At 37.8% G+C, this 20,699-nt stretch carries 15 protein-coding genes, 1 pseudogene and 2 riboswitches; of the genes and pseudogenes, 3 read left to right on the top strand and 13 right to left on the bottom strand.

Features of this window, described 5'->3' with window-relative positions; all coding sequences use genetic code 11:
- Positions 1-159: 159 nt before the first annotated feature.
- The 8 genes from ASU31_RS25030 to ASU31_RS24995 form a co-directional block, all read right to left on the bottom strand.
- Positions 160-747 (bottom strand): DUF6580 family putative transport protein, encoded by a 588-nt coding sequence (locus ASU31_RS25030; protein ID WP_057934977.1) that lies wholly within the window; start codon positions 745-747, stop codon positions 160-162.
- A gap of 39 nt (positions 748-786) precedes the next feature.
- Positions 787-2,652 carry a TonB-dependent receptor plug domain-containing protein gene (locus tag ASU31_RS25025; RefSeq protein WP_057934976.1) on the bottom strand — a complete coding sequence of 622 codons (1,866 nt, stop codon included), beginning with the start codon at positions 2,650-2,652 and terminating at the stop codon, positions 787-789.
- Between the two features lie 97 nt (positions 2,653-2,749).
- Positions 2,750-2,941, bottom strand: a riboswitch (cobalamin riboswitch).
- Positions 2,942-3,215: 274 nt separating this feature from the next.
- A complete protein-coding gene (locus tag ASU31_RS25020) occupies positions 3,216-4,319 on the bottom strand; it encodes a DUF5074 domain-containing protein (protein WP_057934975.1) in 1,104 nt (367 codons plus the stop codon).
- Positions 4,320-4,333: 14 nt separating this feature from the next.
- Positions 4,334-5,269 (bottom strand): hypothetical protein, encoded by a 936-nt coding sequence (locus tag ASU31_RS25015; protein ID WP_057934974.1) that lies wholly within the window; start codon positions 5,267-5,269, stop codon positions 4,334-4,336.
- Positions 5,270-5,276: 7 nt separating this feature from the next.
- On the bottom strand, positions 5,277-6,410 hold the full coding sequence (locus ASU31_RS25010; protein WP_057934973.1) for a hypothetical protein: 1,134 nt from the start codon (positions 6,408-6,410) through the stop codon (positions 5,277-5,279).
- 51 nt (positions 6,411-6,461) lie between these two features.
- Positions 6,462-7,577 carry a YncE family protein gene (locus ASU31_RS25005; RefSeq protein WP_057934972.1) on the bottom strand — a complete coding sequence of 372 codons (1,116 nt, stop codon included), beginning with the start codon at positions 7,575-7,577 and terminating at the stop codon, positions 6,462-6,464.
- A 9-nt stretch (positions 7,578-7,586) separates the two neighbouring features.
- On the bottom strand, positions 7,587-8,720 hold the full coding sequence (locus ASU31_RS25000; RefSeq protein WP_057934971.1) for a YncE family protein: 1,134 nt from the start codon (positions 8,718-8,720) through the stop codon (positions 7,587-7,589).
- Positions 8,717-10,753, bottom strand: coding sequence for a TonB-dependent receptor plug domain-containing protein (locus ASU31_RS24995; RefSeq protein WP_057934970.1), 2,037 nt, complete (start codon positions 10,751-10,753; stop codon positions 8,717-8,719). The genes ASU31_RS25000 and ASU31_RS24995 overlap by 4 nt, the downstream gene beginning before the upstream one ends.
- A gap of 95 nt (positions 10,754-10,848) precedes the next feature.
- A riboswitch (cobalamin riboswitch) is annotated at positions 10,849-11,044 on the bottom strand.
- Positions 11,045-11,127: 83 nt separating this feature from the next.
- Here ASU31_RS24995 and ASU31_RS24985 point away from each other — a divergent pair.
- Positions 11,128-12,375: a serine hydrolase gene (locus ASU31_RS24985; protein ID WP_057934978.1), complete on the top strand. Its 1,248-nt coding sequence runs from the start codon at positions 11,128-11,130 to the stop codon at positions 12,373-12,375.
- 106 nt (positions 12,376-12,481) lie between these two features.
- Positions 12,482-13,885, top strand: a complete 1,404-nt coding sequence (locus ASU31_RS24980; protein WP_057934968.1) for a sigma-54-dependent transcriptional regulator — start codon at positions 12,482-12,484, stop codon at positions 13,883-13,885.
- A 200-nt stretch (positions 13,886-14,085) separates the two neighbouring features.
- Here the strand turns inward: ASU31_RS24980 and ASU31_RS24975 are convergent, their stop codons facing one another.
- The 5 genes from ASU31_RS24975 to gatB all read right to left on the bottom strand — a co-directional run bounded on the left by ASU31_RS24975 (position 14,086) and on the right by gatB (position 20,267).
- Complete coding sequence (locus ASU31_RS24975; RefSeq protein ID WP_057934967.1) at positions 14,086-15,876, bottom strand: chloride channel protein; 1,791 nt, start codon at positions 15,874-15,876, stop codon at positions 14,086-14,088.
- Positions 15,877-15,952: 76 nt separating this feature from the next.
- Entirely contained in the window at positions 15,953-16,675 is a 723-nt protein-coding gene (locus ASU31_RS24970) for an RluA family pseudouridine synthase (protein ID WP_057934966.1), read from the bottom strand.
- A 229-nt stretch (positions 16,676-16,904) separates the two neighbouring features.
- Positions 16,905-17,594, bottom strand: a complete 690-nt coding sequence (locus tag ASU31_RS24965; protein ID WP_029274338.1) for a response regulator transcription factor — start codon at positions 17,592-17,594, stop codon at positions 16,905-16,907.
- A gap of 103 nt (positions 17,595-17,697) precedes the next feature.
- On the bottom strand, positions 17,698-18,810 hold the full coding sequence (locus ASU31_RS24960) for a TlpA disulfide reductase family protein (RefSeq protein WP_057934965.1): 1,113 nt from the start codon (positions 18,808-18,810) through the stop codon (positions 17,698-17,700).
- A complete protein-coding gene (gene gatB, locus ASU31_RS24955; protein ID WP_057934964.1) occupies positions 18,810-20,267 on the bottom strand; it encodes an Asp-tRNA(Asn)/Glu-tRNA(Gln) amidotransferase subunit GatB in 1,458 nt (485 codons plus the stop codon). The genes ASU31_RS24960 and gatB overlap by 1 nt, the downstream gene beginning before the upstream one ends.
- 141 nt (positions 20,268-20,408) lie before the next feature.
- Here gatB and ASU31_RS24950 point away from each other — a divergent pair.
- Positions 20,409-20,699: pseudogene (locus tag ASU31_RS24950) on the top strand (hypothetical protein); the annotation flags it as partial.

Genomic DNA, 20,699 nt, shown 5'->3' with positions numbered 1-20,699 from the left:
CTCTATTCTTAACGTCAGATATCCTTAAAGTCATATCATCTTAGTAGATGCTGATCCCTAACATTCGGGACAGCGTGACGTAAGCCCTAAGTTATAAAAAATCCTCTTTTGATTTGATTCAAAAGAGGATTTCTATGCTATAATTAACAATGGATATTGCTACAACTCTTGTGTTTGCAGTTTTAATACCGGGTATTTCGCTTTTAAAATTTCAAAAGCGCCAAAAAGCAAAGCACCATAAATTATTGTTCCTTCTAAGAATCTGATCTCAAATGGAATGGCTTTAATTAAGCAATCTATAAAACCATTTAAGTTTTGTGTATACAATGGGTTTTTATACCATGAACCGATATCACTTACAATCCAATGGATGAATACAATTACGATTGTAGATAGGAATAAGCTGGCAATATTTACATTCTTTAATAAGAAACGACCTGCTAAAACCATTAATGCAATTGCAAGGTATGTCCAAAGTTCCTGAACTAAAAACATATCTACATACTGTTTATAGATGGTTGTATAAAGTACCAAATCGCTTAAAAATAAACTTAATAGCGGAAAAGCAAATGCTTTAAGATGATCTTTAAAATATGCACCTCCAAATAAAGCTACCGCTCCTATTGATGAAAAATTGGCAAACTTTAATTCATCTGAATTGAATGTTACCAGCAAACGTAAAGCCGTTATTGCCAATATCATTAACAACAAAATTAAAGTACGTGGATTAAATTTTAAATGAGACATGCTATTTCTGGTTAATATTTAAGCAAAGTTAAATTTTTATTAGCGGATATTAAAACTTACGCCTGTATTAAAGTTGAAGCCAGGTGTATTGTAGCCAATAATTTCGCTATATTTTTTGTTCAGGATATTTTTTGCGTCAAAAAATACTTTTACACGTTTTTTAGCCAAAGCATATTCTACATATGCATTTAACAAGTAGTATGATGGCATTTCTTCATTTAAATAAGATATAAAATTGGTATCGAAACGTTTGCCAAAATAACGGAAGTTAACACTTGCATATAAATTGCTAGTTGCTTGTGCACCTGCATTAATGCCGAAGGTGTGTTTTGGCCTACGGATTAAATAATTGGTTATTCCCGTATTCCCTTCTACAAAAGCATAATAACCGTTAACATTAAATACACTAAATTTGGTTGCAGGCTCTACTTCAAAACCCTTATATTTCTGGTCGCCTTGATTAAAATAACCTGTGGTATAAACAATGGCGTCAGTTAAATCACGTTTAAAACCTGTAATACGTAAAGTAAAGGCCTCTTCAGCGATATTTAGGTTTACGCCAGCTTCATAATTTTGAGATTTTTCTGGTTTCAGATCCAGATTGGCACCATATTGACCAAACAACATATTAAGCGTAGGGATTTTGAATGCAGTAGATACTGTTCCGAATAATTTTACTTCTTTAATGATGTTAACGCTTGGAGTAATCGAATAAGTATAGTTTTCGCCATATTGATCGTGTTTGTTGTAACGTCCGCCTACTTCGAGGTTAAAAATGCTTAAATCATGTAAAAACAATGATCCGTAAGCGGCGAATATATTAGTTGTTGGGTTGTTGGTATCGGTAATCAACTTCATTTTTCTATCGTCGATACCTACCAATAAATCTAATTTATTGCCTAATTTCTGGTTGTAGAATAGATCAACCACATTAAGCTTTCCGAAGTTTAAAAAATTACTTGGAAAACCTGCATAACTAGACTTTACATCGTTCGAGTTGCTTTGATGGCTATAATTTAGCGTTATTTTACCGGTATTGAATTTATATTCAGCGTTAAAGCCTGCACTAAACTGTTTTAAAATAGAATTATTGGAAGGTAAACCATCGGTAAATCCATCCTGATCTATTTTATAATCGCCATAGAAATAACGTATGAAAGGATTAACTGAGAAATGTTTGTCGAGTTTGATCCCGAAATTCGCGTTTAAACCATCAGTTTTAAAACCATCTTTATCAAATATAGCTGCACTTCCTGGTGGTACCGCGGCTTCGGAAATTCCGTCGGTTTTCAAATGGGTATAATTGATGTTGTATGAAAAACCTTCTACACCACCATTTAAGCCGATCGTTCCTTTGTAAGTTTCGAAGCTTCCGGCACTGGCTACACCGTAAATGGTATTTCCCTTAGGTCCACCCTTTTTAGTGACGATATTGATTACTCCCGCAACGGCATCAGATCCATAAATGGTAGACTGGCCACCTTTAAGGATTTCGATATGGTCAATCTGATCGATTGAGAATAGACGTAAATCGAAAGTTCCGCTAATACTTGCAGGATCATTCTGTACGATACCATCAATAAGAACCAAGGTATAGCCACCGAGTGCACCCCTTGTAAATATACTTTTGTCCTTGCCCTGGTTACTGTTTCCCCCACTGATAACGATGCCAGCTTGCTCGCTCAATAAATCAGGCAATGACTTGCCGTTGCTGCGTTCTAATACCTCGCGGCTGATAATGGTTACCACTTTACCTGTTTGTGATTGTTTTTGATCGTTTTTAGTTGCAGAAATTACAACATCTTTAAGCTGCAGACTGTCTTGTGTCTGAGCATTAGCTACCTGGCTAATCATTAACTGCGCTAGCCCTAAACTGGCTACAGTTAGCATTCTTTTTTTGTTCATTTGATTGTGGTTTTGCCCACAGCCAACAGATAGAAAAGGAAATGAAAATACGAAAAACGTTAAGTATCTCAATCCTAGCTTCAATCCCCGAAAGCTATGAAATTAAATGCTAAAGGCAGGTCTTCTGACTTACTCCCGTTTTTCTGTCTTCCCGTGCCTGATAAGCGGAACAGTGACTTATGGATTGAAAAACGTTATAGAGCTTACAGCTGCGGGACAGTTACAGATTTACACTGTATTCCCTTTTAATCCCGATTTTACATCAGGAACCAAAAGCAGCGCAAATGTAGTAAAAAGAGCGGAGAGAATGGAGAACGATTAAGAAACAGTTTAGCGTCTTAATGGCATATGGTTAAAACAGAGTTGGTTCGGGGTTGGTTCGGACTTAAGACAGGGTTGTGACAATAGTACCCGAACAAAATGCGAGGTAAATGTGTAGCTATTACTTCCTGATACCTAATCAATTGTATAACAGGTTTAGCTTTAGGACTAGCGAAACCATAAAAAAAGGCCTGCACCACTGGCAGACCTTTAACTTCGAGAGGTAATTACTGAATGATATTTTAATGAAATATGGCTAAATCAGGGAAATAGATTTTACTAAAATCAGTTGTTACTCCATCACCACCGTATTTGATTTTTTTAACCAAAGCACCAGTTGATGCATTATAGATGAGTAGATAATTTACAGTAGAAGCTGCGCCATAGCCCTGGATTCCGTTAACTACGATATAATCTTTATTCCGATCGTAACGGATAGCACCGTATACCATAAAAGGATCTTCGGTAATATTGATAAATGGTTGCGATAACGATGTTTTATCACCATCAACGTATTTATAAATTGATTTTCCAGCGTGATAAAAAACTGCATTTTCTTTGGTTGACGCGGTAATACGCGTTGGTGCATCAAGACCGAAAGATCCTAAAGCTACTGTTAAGGCAATACCTGCAGTATCTAAATTATTGTCAATTGCGATTAAACGGCTACCTGTTGAAGCCCAAACTTTGCCATTTGGTGTTTGTGCGAATCCACGGTTAATGTTCGAGAAACTTTTAACCAATGAGTAATTGCTCGAGGAGATGATTTTTGCTCCATTACTCTGTAACAAATAAATGTTATCTCCTTTTTTCAATATATCGCCTGTATTTACAGCACCAACAGTTGTTAGTTTATTTTGAACGGTAAGTGTATTCAAGTCTATTTGATATACGCCGTCATTTGCACTCACCAAGCCTCTGCTCCCATCAACCTGGATAATACTTCTCCAGTTGCTGGCTTCTTGTACATATCTGGCCTCTTCTTTTAAAGTTTGCTCGTTTATTTTTACAATGGGCCCGTTTATTTTGCTCATCAAATAAATGCTACCGTTAATTATCGACGCAAATTGTAAGGTGCTGGTTTTGGCTGTATTCGATAATATTTTTCCTGGGTTTTCCTTTTCGTATGCCCTGATCGAAAGGGTATCATCGCCATAACGGTAAAAGCTTACTGCACCTGCGCTCTGTCCGTAAGATCCCTCGCCGATTACAAAGAAGCCGTTATCATATTTTCCTGCGACTGGATCAATCTCTATATAATTTACATTGTCTTTTTTACAAGCGTAAAGACCCGTTGTTAAAAGTGCTGCAGCTACGAATATTTGTTTAAAGTTGAATTGTTTCATTCTAATATATGGTGTTATTTATTTTTTAAAAGTTTAAGATCAACCGCTCCACCGAATTCCGTCGAAATCTCACCAATGTAGCGCGAACGGTCGTTATCATTATCTGGACTAAAGGGATTACCGTTACTGTTTTGGCCCGTGTACACCTTTACAAAGTCGATATTGCTTAAGGTTACTTTTTTACCTGTGGCATCAACAGCCCAATCGATATCGAAGGTGTTGTATCCTCTGCCAAATTGTTCCTGTAGGCTTATATATTCGCTCGATCCATTGTCGGCGTAACCAAAGCTCAATGGTTTATTGGTAATGATTTCTCCTGGAGTGAGTGTATTTTTGACCAAGGTTCCGGTGAAAGAAATTTCATTTGTAGTAGCCCATGAGGGGAAATAATCTTGCGTGTGAAATTGATTTTTCAATACAAGTCCCTCTTTTCCCTGATTGTCCGTCCAGCGGACATCATCAGTTAATTTCGATGGTTTGTAATAGGTGATTTTATAATTCTTGATTGTAGCGAGGTCGTTATATTCACTTCCGGCAAGTTCATACCAAACATCATCAGGCAAACCGTTTTTATTCAGATCTTGCATTACACATACAATGCCTGGCTCTGAAAATTCCATGCCAACACCGATAAGCGGATTGCCGTAAATCCCAAGGTCTGCTCCAGTTGCATTGGTTATACTGTGATCGAAGCCGAATATAATATAACCGCCAAAGCCTCCTAGTGAAACCAAGCCATTACCTGCGTTGCCAATTAGGATATCGGTTTTAACAAGGTCGTTGGTAAACTGCCCTGGAGCTTGTTTAAATTCATATATTTTATTGAGGTATGGCGATTGGTTAACCGTAGGTTTATCTCCTTCCCCATCTTTATCAACTGCATTTTCCTTCTTACAGGAAAGAAGTACAGCAGATAAAAGTGCTAAGATTACTATTGATTTTATTTTCATCAGCTATTTATTTAATGCCCAGATCTACTGCGCCTTTAACTTCGGTTGAAACTTCTCCAAGGAGTGTATTTCCTTTTTCTCTTTGCCCGGTATAAACTTTTACGAAATCGATGGTCTTCAAAGCGATTTTCTTTCCTGTTTGATCAACGGCCCAATCAAGATCAAAGCTGTTGTATCTTTTGGTGGCATAATCATCCCCTATCGACCAACTATCGGTATAACCCCATGCAAATGCACTGTTAATGAAAATGCTGCCGTTTTTGCCCCAGGTGGATGGAAGCAAGGTGCCTTTTAATGTTAATTTTTCCTGGTTAGGGGCAAATTCAGGGTAGAAATTGTGTTTGTGAAAATTGTTTACATCGTAGGTTCCGCTGCCGCCTAGATTGTCTGTCCAGCTTACATTGGCAAAACCTTTCGGGTTGATGTAGGTAATTTCGTAGTTTTTAATCGTAAGTGGGTTATTGTATTCGCTTCCGGCAAGCTCATACCATTCATCATCTGGTTTACCGTTTCCATTCGCATCCTGACTCACCATTACGATCCCTGGCTCAGCAAAAGGAGTTGTACCACCGATCGGATTACCATAAATGGCGAGGTCGGCCCCTGTACTGTTTACCACCGAGTGATCGAATCCGAAAATCACATAACCCCCAAAACCGCCAAGGGTAACCATACTGGTTTTACTTACATCGCCAATAATTTTTTGTGCACCTGCTAGGCTTCCTAAACCTTCGTTAATAAACTGGCCAGGTGCAGGTAAATATTCAAAAACAGTAATGATAAATTTTGAACTGTTTGGAGTGATTTCTACCACAGGAACCGGGACACTTACCGTGTATTTATGCGAAAATGATCCTGCGCTGTTACTTGCAGTATATTCAATTACATAAGTGCCAGCTTTTAATGGAGTAAAGTCGTAGTTATAAGTACTGCTTACCACCGTGCCATCAAGTTTCCATTGGTGAGTAAAGCCTTTTCCATTATTTGTTCCAGCTGCAAAGGCAGTTTTGGTATTCACTTGTCCGGTCATCGTTTCTCCTTTAATAAAGAGGTTAACATCAGGAACGGCTTCATTATCTTTTTTACAGCTATATGCCAGTGTAGCAACACCAAGCATTAATATGAGGTAACTTTTTTTCATTTATGTGTTTTGTAATCGTGTTTATTCTGTGTGTAATTGTTAATGTGCTTTTTATTCGTATTTATAATTGTAATTGAATACAGCATGTTGTGGCAATGCGCCAGTCTCAAAACTGAATTTTACTTTTCCATCTGTTCCAACACAATATGCTGATCCTGTGGTACTACCATAACTGTTAGCATCTGCAACGATCACTTCTTTATTGAATGGATTTATAGTTAATCCGTAGGGTATATTTATGTTCTGACCACTTGTAATTAAATTTGTACCAATGGCACCAGTTACAGTATTAAACGATTTAATTTCAGGATTGGAGTAAATATCTTTAGCTACATAAGCAGTTGAACCATTAATGGCAATTATGCCCAGATCATAACCATACGAACCTGTTTTGGTATCGCTGACACTATTAATTCTATCGACTGAGGGGTTGTTATTGATGATATAATCGTTCCAGCATACCACAAATAAATCACCATTGTCAGCAGTTTGTATTCTTACCGGGTTATTATTTACGGTAATGTCTTTTGTTTTAGTAAAGGTTTCGAGATCAATTACCGATACTTTGTTTTTAGCTCCATTTTGATAAAAAGGGTGTGATGAATTACACACATATAACTTTCCGTTTGCTACGGCCAGCTGTTCAAGGCCTTCTGAAAGCAATACTTCACCATCAATGGCCATTGTAGCAGTATCGATACGGCTCACTTTGCCATCATAACGCGATACATAAGCTTTGTTTTTATAAAAGGCAACAAACCTTGGTATATAACCATCCGTTGTGGAATTAAAAGAAATCCTTTTTAGCGATTTGCAGGTTTTGATATCGATAATATCCAGAAAAGATTGTTTGGTACCTTGTATGCCTGCTACAACACAGTACATCTTACTGCCATATTGCTCTAAATCGTTTGCAGTTTCGCCGAGCAATGTACCATTTACCTGTTTGTAATAATCGGCTACTGCTGCTTTTGTCGCAATATCATAGTAAGAAATGGCACTGTTGCCACTACCCATTAATCCTTCGCAGAGTATATAAACGCCTTTGATATCTGTAATGATCTGTTTTTTTTCCACTATTTCTGTTCTATCTTTTTTACAGGCAGAAATGGATATGGCTGTTACAGCCAGGATAATCAAAATGTGTTTTTTGTAAAGTTTGCTCATGGTGTATATTTAATTTGTAAATGTTATGTGTGCGGGGATATCGCCCGTAGTAACCGACCATTTTAATCGTCCTTCGGGACTATAACAATGTAATTTGCCGGGGCTAACGTAATCTTTGGCATCGGTTACGTAAACATCTTTGCTAGCTGGGTTAACGGCGATTCCGTAAGGGATTTTAATGTCTTTTTCAGTGCCATCACTGATGAATTTGCGATCCATCACGGTTTCATCTTTCGTATTGATCATGTTGTACGTAATCCTGTTCCTGCCTTCAATGTAGTTCCATTCGGTGCTGTAGATGTAGGCGTAATCATCATCTATCACGAGGTTGCTGGCCGCAATATTGAATACTTTTTTAATCTGATCGGTTTGGGTATCGATTACAAAAAGTTTAGCGGGAATAGTGTAATAATCTCCTCTTGAAGTAACATACAGATCGCCATAGCGGTCGGCCTTTACACGGCTGAGATTAATAGCAACTTCAATCCTTTTAATTTCAGTAAAACTGGGAAGATCGATTACCGAAACGGTGTGTTCGTAATCTGGTGGACTATAGCCTCCTGAATTGGCTACGTAAAGTTTGGTACCTATAATGGCCATTTCTTCGGGCTGTCTGCCTACTTCGATGGTACGGCTTACCCTTAGTGCCGTGGTGTCAATTTCGGCTACAATCCCATTAGGTGCCTTCGGATCGCCAACTTTACCCAAATAGGCACTTACATAGGCTTTTCCATTATTGAATGTAATATAACGGCAATTGGTAATATTAATCTGTCCGATTTTTTTGCCGGTTTTAATGTTCAGTACCTCAACCTTGTTCGATATGTTAACCACTACATAAAGTTTGCTGCCGTATCTGCCAATGTCATTCCCCACATCGCCCAAACCTTTGGTTACTTCAGGATTAACCTGGTTGTATAGGTTACGGGTGTAAATACCGTTTACCAGATCCATATAATCTAACGAGGCTTTGTTCATGTTCATGTTGCCCTCATTCACCAGGTAAAAACCTTTAATGCCCGATGTTGGTTCTGGTTCTACCTTCGTAATTTCGGAGGGTAAAGGCTGCGGATCTTTTCTGCAGGCGCTGATAATCGCCATAAGAAAAACCAATATATATATCGGAAACTTTAAATACCTCATAATTTATAGGTTAAGGTTAATCTGTAGTTTCTGCCAGGCATTGGGAAGTTTGGAATAATATCATAGTATTGGTTAAGCAGGTTATTTACCTCGCCATTGATGTTTACACTTACTTTTTTTAATTTAAACTCATAACCAATTGCTGCGTCGTGGGTGTACCATGGTTCCATGTAATTGTAAATGTTGTTTGCTTTTTGGTTGTAACGGAATCCGGTGTAAATAAAGCCGTAGTTGGCATGCCAACTATGGTAATCTAAGCGGGCTAAAAAAGAACCGCTGTTTTCAGGGATGTAAGGAATTTGATCTTTATAAGTCTCTTCGAGTTTTGAAGTCACATCCACAGCTTGCTGGTAAGTATAATTGATGCCTATGTTGAGCATGAAATCATTAAGTGGTTCGAATGCTGTTTTTGCATTAAGCTCTAAACCACGTATATCAACCAGACCAATGTTGTACATTATCCAACGGTATAGGTTGGCACCAGGTTGTGCTACGATTTTATCTTTTACGCGGTTGTAATAAACATCCGATTGGATATCGATAAATTTTATCTTCTGGTTTTTGAAGCTTTTGAAATAGGTTACGCCAATATCATACTGTTTAGTGTACTCTGGATTTAGCTGGGTATTGCCGATGAAAGTATAGTATAGATCGTTAAAGGTGGGCATCCTGAATATATCCTTGTAAAATGCACGGATTCTGATGTCTTTACCCTTTAACACTTTCCAGGAGAGCATAACGGTCGGACTAAAAACCTGCTTGTTACCCGATGAGGAATAAAGTTTTACCCGATCGACTACGGTTGTGCTGAGCAGGTTTGCCTGGATATTAAGCTGCTCAAAGGTTATGGATGAGCTTAAAACATTTAAAAAAGTATTTCTATTTGGATAAGGAAACCTGTAAATATTGGCATCCAAAGTCTGGAAGGTATAGTCAGATGCATAAGCGGCCTCCCAAACCGCATTGATTTTGTACTTGGCAGCAATCGATAGGTAAGCCTCCTGCTCTTTAAACCGGTTATCTAAAAAACCTGCTGTAGTTACATAATCGGGATCGAGGTAACGTTGATATATATAAGCATATTTACCGTTTACCATAATGGTGAATTTGTTAGAAAAACTTTTCTCTGCGCTCCCCTGAACAAAGAAATCGCGATCCCATATTCTTTGCGTAAAATCGAACCTGTTGGCTACAATTGCACCTGGTAATCCCCTGTCTGACAAAAATGAATAGGCCTGCGCGTGCCATTTCCCATTTCTAAACTTACCAAACAATGCAGCCTGTAGACGAAAGCGCTCTACATCCCCATTATTTCTTACTGCAGTGGTATCGAAAACACCATTGGTATACCTGAATTTATATCTACCATCGGCATGTATATATTCGGTATTGATACTCGCCTTTAGCTTTTCATTAATCTTATATTGATAAACGAGAGCAGGATTGATCAGACCGAACGATCCGCTTTTTAAACCCAGTTCTATTTTTTGATTTTGTTTTTTTTCGAAATCGGGATCTTTGGTTTTGAGATAAATACTGCTTGCAGCCGAATAACTTTTTGCCGGAACCAATAATTCGGGCTTTTGGCCACTGTACAAAGAAATTTCTTCGAGATTGTTCAGCGAGAATTTTCCTAAATCTACCTGACCGTTCTGTGCATTACTGATCTGGATTCCATCCAGAAAAACTGCGGTGTGATTGGTACCTAAACTTCGTACATTCACCGTTTTCATCCCACCTATTCCGCCGTAATCTTTCAACTGCACACCTGAAAGATAGCGTATGGCATCAGCAACAGATAAGCTATTGATTCTTTTAAGGTCTTCGGCAGATAAAATCTGTACAGGTGTAGGCGATTTGCTTTGCTCCGTTAAGCGGTATTCGATAATCTGAACTTCTTTCAGTTGCGTTGCTTTTTTGCTGCTGTCAGTTTGTGCCCTGGCATTTAAAGGCAATAGAAATCCTGTCCATAAAATGGAAGAATATAGAAAAAACTGCATTGTGCCCACGTAGGCAGAATGTTTACTTGTCATTTTGATTGTGAGTTTAACCCACAGCCAACAGATGGAAAAGAAATGAAATACGAATACGTAAGTACATCACCCCTTAGCTTCAATCCCCGAAAGCTATGAAATATAATGCTAAGGCAGGTCTTCTGACTTACTCCCGGGTTTCCGGCCTTCCCATCCCGACGAGTCGGAACAGTGGCAGATTGATTGGAAATCCGTTAAGGAGCTTACAGCTGCGGGACAGTTACAGATTTACACTGTATTCCCTTTTAATTCCGGGTGTAAAGCCGGAAACCAAAAGCGCTGCAAAAGTAGCAAAATTAAACAACATGTAAAATGGATGATGGAAAATGGTGATTTTAACAGAAAAGGCTAAATTAGGAATCAAATTTTCACTTATGAAAAGAATATTAATTGTTACATTTTCATTAATAAGCCTATCTGTTATGGCTCAAAAAACCGATACTGTTTTTCTGAAGAAAATGATGGAAACCAGGCCAGAACTTTTTTCTGCCGTACTCAATCATGCTGATCAAAACCAGATCCAGATTCTTTATACGCAGGTTAACCGAGATGCGAAGCATAAACCCACATTTAAAACCTTTAGTTACAATCTAGATCCGCATCATTATTTTTATCCTGCGAGTACGGTTAAACTGGCTGCAGTCATTTTTGCTTTAGAAAAAGTAAACCGGTTAAAAAGTACAGGCTTAACAATTAAAAGCGCTATGATTACCGATAGTGCCTATAAAGGACAAACGAAGGTTTTAACGGATACGAGTGCCAAAAATGGACTTCCATCAATAGAACACTATGTTAAAAAGATTTTGCTTACCAGTGATAATGATGCTTTTAACCGTTTATTCGAATTTATCGGCCGGGCAGAAATTAACGAAAAACTAAGGGCAAATGGATTAAATGATAGCCGCATTTTAAACCGCCTGGCCATTGGCGATGCAGGAGAATCGGCGAAACATACCAATCCGATCAAATTTTACAATGGTGAACAATTGGTGTATGATCAACCGGCGCAGTACGATCCAAAAGCGTATGAATTGAAATTAAGCAACCTGGTAATGGGTACCGGATACATGGACAGCACCGACAAGCTGGTAAACAAACCTTTCAGTTTAGCGGGGAAAAATGCCTTCGCTATTAACGATCAACAGAAACTCATGCAGAAATTGATTTTTCCTGAAGCTTTTCCGGCTAAAGAAAGATTTAACCTTACCAAAGAAGATTATAAACTCATTTATACTTACATGAGCAAGTATCCAACGGAAAGTGATTTTCCTAAATACGATCCGAAAGCGTTTTGGCCAACCTATGCCAAGATGTTGTATTATGGTAGAGAACACGTAACGCCAGATCCAGATATCCGCATTTTCAATAAATATGGCGATAGTTACGGCTACATTATCGATAACTCCTATTTTGTTGATTTTAAAAACGGAATTGAATATTTCTTAACCGCAGTTGTGCAGAGCAATGAGGATGGTATCTTCAACGACAATAAATACGAGTACGAAACGGTTTGTTTCCCTTTCATGAAAAATCTGGGAAGAACGATTTACGAATTGGAACTAAAAAGAGCTAAAAAACAGAAGCCCGATTTAAGTAAGTTCAAAATGGATTATGCTTATTAAAAACCTTTCCCATCTTTTTAGGTTTATAGCGTATTAATTGTATAAAAAACTATACATTAATTAAAAAATAATATATTCGCATTTCAAATAAAAGAATACATCTCTAATGGCTAAATTATTAATAATTGACGATGAGCGCGCGATAAGGAGTACCTTACGCGAAATTCTGGAGTACGAAAATTACGATGTTGAAGATATCGACAATGGTATCGATGGCCTCGAAATGATCAAAAAAGGAAATTTCGACCTGGTACTTTGCGATATCAAGATGAATAAGATGGATGGTATGGAAGTGCTCGAGCAGGCACAGATCATTAAACCCGATTTGCCATTCATTATGATATCTGGTCATGGAACAGTTGAAACTGCCATTGAAGCCAGTAAAAAAGGAGCTTTCGATTTTATTTCGAAACCACCTGATTTAAACAGGTTATTAATTACGGTCCGTAACGGTTTAGACCGCGGAAATTTAGTTACCGAAACTAAGGTTTTAAAACGTAAAGCCAGTAAAACCCGAGAGATTTTAGGTGAATCGGAAAGCATTTCTAAAATTAAAGAAACCATAGAGCGTGTTGCTCCTACCGAAGCCCGTGTATTAATTACTGGTGCAAATGGTAGTGGTAAAGAATTGGTAGCCCGTTGGTTACACGAAAAATCGAACCGTGCCGATAGCCCTTTAATAGAGGTGAATTGTGCGGCTATTCCATCAGAACTGATTGAAAGTGAGTTGTTTGGGCACGAGAAGGGTTCATTTACCTCTGCTGTTAAACAACGCATCGGTAAATTTGAACTGGCTAATGGAGGTACTTTATTTTTAGATGAGATTGGCGATATGAGTCTCTCTGCCCAGGCAAAAGTTTTACGTGCCTTACAAGAGCATAAAATTTCGCGTGTAGGTGGTGAAAAGGAAATTGAAGTAAATGTTCGTGTTTTAGCGGCAACCAATAAAGATTTATTGAAAGAAATTGAAGATGGTAACTTCCGTATGGATTTGTACCACCGGTTAAATGTAATCAATATCCATGTTCCGCATTTAACGGAACGTACCGATGATATTCCTGTTATTGCACAGAACTTTTTAGAAAGTATTTGCAGTGATTATGGAATGCCTGTTAAAAAAATAAATGATGGCGGTATGTCTGCACTCCAAGCCTTGCCTTGGACCGGTAATGTGCGTGAGCTACACAATATGATTGAGCGTTTGATTATTTTAAGCGATAAGGTAATTACTGAAAATGACGTACGTGCATTCGCTAATCCAGGCGGCGGTACAAACATTGGTGCTGCGACTAGTGCACAGATTGCAGGTGCAGGAGGATCAGTCTTAGCTTCTTCTTTCGATTCGTTCAATAATTTTCAGGATTATAAAGATCATGCAGAGCGCGAATTTATCAAATTCAAGCTGGAGAAAAACAATTGGAACGTATCAAAAACAGCTGATGAAATTGATATCCAGAGAAGTCATTTATACAGCAAAATCGAGAAATTCGGCTTAAAGAGAGCTGAGTAAGATAAAGTGTAAATGTCTTTAAATTAATTAGAAAACAAAAAATATTGTCATCCTGAGCCTGTCGAAGGAAAAATATTTTTTGTTTTCTATTATAAAGTCTTCGACGAGTTCAGACTGACAACTGAAATAAAAAGATTTCTCCTCCAAAGGAGTTCCTTTGGAACACTACGGTCGAAATGACGATCTTGGAGAATTTAGAGTTATCCCATATAATCATTCTGCCTCATCAGCAATGCCCTGTATTTATTAAAAATTGCAGTTTTAGAAACGAAACCCAAATATTGGTTCTGCGCAGTTAAAACAGGTAAAATCCATACATTATCTTGCTCCATTTTCTCCAATACCATTTTCAGATCATCATTTTCTGTAATGGCGTTCGGTGCAGGTTGTACCAAATAAGAAGCTTGCAAGTTTTCCTTATCAGGGTGATTGATCATCTCATTAAATAGTTCTTCTATGTAAATGATGCCCTTAAAATCGCCTAGTTCGTCTGTTACAGCACAAATGTTTTTATGCGATTGCATAATCTCGGTCATCTTAACCGAAATTAGATCGTTCATATGTAATTGAGGATAAGTTTTCTCAATTAAATACTTTAGTTTCATCTGATTTAAGACAGTCGTATCTTTATCGTCATGTGATAATAGTTCGCCTTTATCGGCCAATGCTTTGGTGTAGATAGAATGTTTTTGAGAGCTGCGGTTAATGGCGTAAGAAATGGCAGTGGTAATCATTAGTGGTACCATTAAGATATATCCACCCGTAATTTCGGCAATCAGGAAAATACCAGTTAAGGGAGCGTGCATAATCGAGCCTAAAGCAGCGGCCATACCTGCAACAATAAAGTTTGAAACGTTTAATTGCGCCAAACCAGATAGATTTACCACATAAGCAAATATAAACCCGATTAATCCGCCCATAATTAAACTGGGTGCAAAGGTTCCACCATTACCACCGGCGCCCAAGGTAACCAAAGTTGCTATCGACTTCATGAAAATGGTTACCACTGTAAACAGTACTACTAAAGCCGGAATGGTATTGTAATCAGCAAAAATACTATTATTAATAACCGCTTGGTAATCGCCTTTTAGTAAGCCTTTTATTGTGATGTAACCTTCGCCGTAAAGGGTTGGAAATAGAAAAACCAAAATGCCTAACATTAAACCACCCACAATAACTTTGGTGTAAGGATGTTTTATTTTATAGAATAATCCTTTTACGGCATAATTGGCTTTTGTAAAATAAATGGAGAATAAGCCGATGAAACAAGCCAGTATCACATAATAAAACAATGCGTTTACCTTCCATCCTTCTGTAACCAAAAAGAAAAGCTGTTGTGTATAGAATAATCTTGCTACTACTGCAGCTGTGGCTGCCGATAACAAAAGCGGGATAAACGCAGGAATGGTAAACTCAGGCAATAAAATTTCGATAGCGAAAACAATCCCAGCCACAGGGCTATTAAATGCTCCTGCAATACCTGCTGCTGCGCCACAGGCCACCAGCATAGTAATTTCGCGATAAGATAAACCGAGTAAACGACCAAGGTTTGAGCCTATTGCAGATCCACTGGTAACGATTGGTGCTTCCAAACCTGTTGAACCACCAAAACCTACGGTAACGGCAGCGGTAATAATCTGCGAATAAATATTATGTGCTTCTACCTTGCTAGATTTTTTCGAAATGGCATAAAGTAAAGGGGTTAAACCTGTTTCGAATTTTGTTTTACGGATAAAGTATTTGATGTACAAAACCGTTAGAAAAATACCGATCATCGGAAATATAAAGTATAGGTAGTATTTATATTTCCAGTGCCAGTCTGATTGAAGAAATTCTTCGATATGATGGGTTAAACTTTTTAAAACGGCAGCTGCAAGTCCTGCTAAAACCCCGACAATTACGGCAAGGATAATTAAGAAATTACGGTTTGATATTTTAGATTTTCGGTATTGGTTAATCTTATCAAGGTAATTTACAAATCTGATGTACATTCTATTGTTTTTTAATAGAGGGCGAATAAGCCAAAAGTAACAAAAACAACGAAACGAGCCAATTTAAAGGGCTGTTTTATGCATCAAATTTATCCAATAACTTAATTAAAGTTGCAAAATCTTTTGGGTATGGTGCATCAATCACAATATCTTTGTCATCTAATCCTTTAAAAACCAAATGTCTGGCATGTAATGCGAAACGTTTCATAATGGGCTGCTCCTCTTCGCCTTTGGTTAATTTATACCCCCTCTTAATTGAGGAAAGAAAAACAGGTTTCCCTTTGTACATATCATCACCAACAATGGCTGCCCTTTGTGTTGCCAAGTGGATACGGATCTGGTGCATTCTACCTGTTATTGGCCTGCATTCAACCAGTGTATAATGTTTGTAGTACTTTAACGAATCGAAAATAGTTTCAGCTCTTTTGCCTTCTGCCCTATCAATGGTTACGTTTTTATTGCCATCGTTCAAGATTGGAAGATCAACTGTTAACTGATCGAAAATAACGTGCCCATCTACTACCGCATGATAGGTTTTATTTACTTTCCTTCTTTCGAACTGCATAGAAGCGTGGCGGTAACCTTCGGGATTTTTTGCAATGATTAGCGCACCAGAAGTTTCTTTATCCAAGCGGTGACAAACCTGTGCATCATCGCTATACTGTTTGGCCAGGCGTAATACATTGGTTTCTCCAGATCCACCGCGTTCATCGAGCGAAGCTAAAAATGGAGGTTTATTGATAACAATAAAATCGTTGTCTTCGAAAAGAATAAGGTCTTTAAAATTAGGAAACTTCAAACTGTGCTGTAATTAATGAAACGCAAAAATACGATTTTATTTTTTCTTACAGTCGACGTTGTACTTAATTATTCATCTTGCCAACACGGGTAATCGTCATTTCGACTGAAGCGCAGCGAAATAGAGAAATCTGAATCAACAAATTTCTCTACAGCAGTCGAAATGGAAAACATAAAAAAGCCGTCCAAATTTTTAAATCTGGACGGCTGATAACTTTTTTTTTATTAATTTAAGAAAGCTCAAACTTATAACCTACCCCTTTTACGGTTGATACATAAGTTTCGCCCAATTTTTCTCTTAGTTTACGAATGTGAACATCGATGGTTCTGTTTGTTACCACTACTGAATCTTCCCAGATATTTTTAAGGATCGATTCGCGGGTATAAACTTTTCCTGGTTTTGATGCCAGTAAGTATAAAAGCTCAAATTCTTTTTTCGCCAATACCACTTTGTTACCGCCTTGAAAAACCAAATAAGCTTCACGGTCGATTACCAGATCGCCAATTTCCAATTTGTTTTCAGATACTTCTTCTGTTCCTGTATTTCGTCTTAAAATTGCATTAATGCGACTAACTAAAGCACGTGGTTTAATCGGTTTTGCGATATAATCATCAGCACCTACATTAAAACCTGCAATTTCAGAATACTCTTCACTTCTGGCGGTTAAGAAAACCATAAATGTATTCTTGAATTCGGGTATTGCACGCATTAAACGGCAAGCCTCAATCCCATCCATTTTAGGCATCATAATATCCAGAATAATCAAATCTGGATGCACCTTTTTCGCAACAGTAATTCCTTCTTGGCCATTGGTAGCTGTGAAAACCTGATAACCCTCTTTTTTAAGGTTATATTCAATAAGCTCCAGAATATCTGGTTCATCATCAACAATTAATATTTTCTGACCTGCGTTGTTCATAGTTAAATATTTGTTACGAAAGTAGTGTCTATGATGCAATATTTAGTTAAGCCTAAGTTAAGAAATTGTTAATTACTTAAATTAGTTTAACATGGAATTTGTTTTAAAGTAACGTTTTGGCTAAAAATGCCTCTAATTCGTCGCCACGCAGGTTTTTAGCAATAATTTTTCCAGAAGGATCAACTAAGTAAGAAGTTGGGATAGCCTGTACCTGGTATTTTTTTACCGTTTCGCCGTTAAAATCTTTTAATTCCGAAACGTGTGTCCAGGTTAATCCATCTGCTTTCACTGCACCTAACCATGCTGCCTTGTCGGTATCTAGCGAAATACCGATGATATCAAATTTCTTATTTTTATATTTATTGTACACCTTAACCACGTTCGGATTCTCCTGACGGCAAGGCTGGCACCACGATGCCCAAAAATCAATCAATACGTATTTTCCTTTATAGTCTGATAAATTTACAGGTTTGTCATCTGCTGTATTAATGGTAAATGCCGGAGCAACCTGCCCTACCTGAACCGCTTTTAAAAGTGCCATCTGTTTTACAAAAGTATCAACTGTAGCATTGCCTTTAATTTCTTCTTTCACTTCATCTGCAAATTGTACCAGTTCTACTTCAAATTCCTGCGGACTCAAAGTATTCATGGCATAGAAACTGGCAAGCGTACCTTTGTTGTCTTTAGCAAATTTTATGATCTGCGTGTTTAATTGATTGATGTACGATTCGTACTGAGGTTTCATCGATTCTAGCACAGCTGCCCTGTTTTGAGGTTGTGTTGCTACTTTTGCCTCGAAATCGGCCTGTAGTTTTTCTACCTGTTTGGCAAAGTTATTTCTAATGGCATTCAGTTCTGATAATTTTTCTACCTCATTCGCCCCCGAAATTTTATAAGCCATTGTTTTGTCGGCCAAATCGGCCTCTAATTTAATATCGTCGCCATTTTTTGCAATTAACATAAACTCATGGTTACCTACCGATACCCTAAAGAAATCAACCGATGGGGTTTTACGGATGAATTTAAATTCACCTTTTTCTGATAGATTGGTCGAATCGATTGCAACCATATTGCTATTCTGCATCCCATATAAAAATACTTTCTTCTCCGTACCCGGGTTTTGGAAAGTTCCATCAATCGTAAAGCTATCTTTGGGTTTACATGCAGTGAAGGCAATCGCGATCAGCATGATCAGGCTCAATTGTTTTAATCTCATTATTTCAGTTTTTCAAGTATTAATTCATTTAATTTTTTTGCATCGGCTTTACCTTTGGCCAGTTTCATTACATCGCCAACAAACAAACCTAAAACGCCCTTTTTACCTTTCTTGTACGCTTCTACCTGTTGTGGGTATTTATTTAACACTTCATCAATAAAACTACTTAATTCGTCCCCGTTTTCAGAGATTAGTAAGTTTAATGATTGCGCCAAACCGGTAACATTTGCATTTTCTTCTAGCTCAACAGCTGGTAATAATTGTTGGATGGCAATTTGCTGTGTGATTTTTTTATCATCAACCAGATTAATTGATTCTGCCAGCTGTGCGGGATTAACTTTGAAATCAGAGATCGTAATCCCTTTTTCATTTAAAACAGCTCTAATTGGACCGATTAACCAATTAATTAAGCTTTTTTTGTTGTGAACAGCCGATTGTGCCTTGTTAAAGTAATTTAACAGGTCTAAGTCTTCCGCAAAAAGCGCTGCATCAGCTTTACTGATCCCAAAGTCAGCAATCATCTGCTGAGAAATTTCATTTGGTAAAGCTGGCATTAAAGATTTAATCTCTGCCAGCCAATTATCAGAAATGTAAATGGGTTGCAGATCGGGATCTGAAAAATAACGATAATCATTCGCTTCCTCTTTAGTACGCATCGGCGATGTAGTGCCTTTATCAGCATCAAAATTCAATGTGCTCTGAATAATTCTTCCTCCATTACTCATCACTTCTACCTGACGGCCAAATTCGAAATCCATTGCTCTACGTACGTTACGCATCGAGTTTAGGTTTTTTACTTCGCAACGTGTTCCAAATTCCGTAGTACCTTGCGGACGTATAGAAATATTGGCATCGCAACGCAAACTCCCTTCTTCCATATTGCCATCGCTTACATTTAAATGCCTCACCAGTTTCCTGATTTCACTTAATAAAACAGAAGCTTCTTCCGAACTGCGGATGTCGGGTTCGGTTACAATTTCGATTAAAGGAACACCTGCACGGTTCAAATCAACCAGAGAATAGTTATCATCCTGATCATGGATGCTTTTTCCAGCATCTTCTTCCAGGTGAATGCGATTGATTCCGACTTTCTTCGCAGAACCATCAGCCAGTTGAAGTTCCAGAAAACCATTTACACAGATGGGTTGATTATCCTGCGTAATCTGGTATCCTTTTGGCAAGTCGGCGTAGAAATAATTTTTCCTATCAAAATGGTTGGTCTGGTTAATGGTACAGTTTAAAGCCAGGCCAATACGGATGGCTTTTGCAACTACTTCTTTGTTTAACTTCGGTAAGGCTCCAGGCAATGCCAGCGAAACCGTAGATATATTTTGATTGGGTAAAGCCCCGAAAGATGCACTATCAGCAGAAAATATTTTAGTGTTGGTATTTAACTGAACGTGGATTTCTAGTCCTGAAACGAGTTCGTAATTGTTTTCGGATGTTCCTAAACTCATATTAAAATGATCCCTTTAAATGTATTATGCAGGCAAATATAGTTAAAGAATGTTAAATGGAATTGCTTTAATTAAACTACCGTAAACAGCTATTGTCTATCTCAGCAAACACACAAAAGAAACCTTTAATTAAAAAACATTATGAAAAAGTTAGTTTTATTTGCTGCAGTTCTGATGGTTTCATTATTCAGCATAAACAATGCAAAGGCACAGGTTAGCTTAAATATCAATATTGGTTCTCAGCCGGTTTGGGGGCCAACAGGATACAATCATGTAGATTATTATTATTTTCCTGACATAGATGCCTATTATTACGTGCCTTCTGCACAATATATTTACTCGAATGGAGGACGTTGGGTTTGGGGAAGCAATTTGCCTGTCCAGTACAGGAACTTTGATTTATACCACGCCTATAAAGTGGTAATCAATGAG

Origin of the sequence: Pedobacter ginsenosidimutans (genome assembly GCF_001442625.1) — a bacterium.
GTDB lineage: Bacteria > Bacteroidota > Bacteroidia > Sphingobacteriales > Sphingobacteriaceae > Pedobacter > Pedobacter ginsenosidimutans.
Note: the sequence above shows the minus strand (reverse complement) of the source record. Positions and strands in the feature narration are given on the sequence as shown.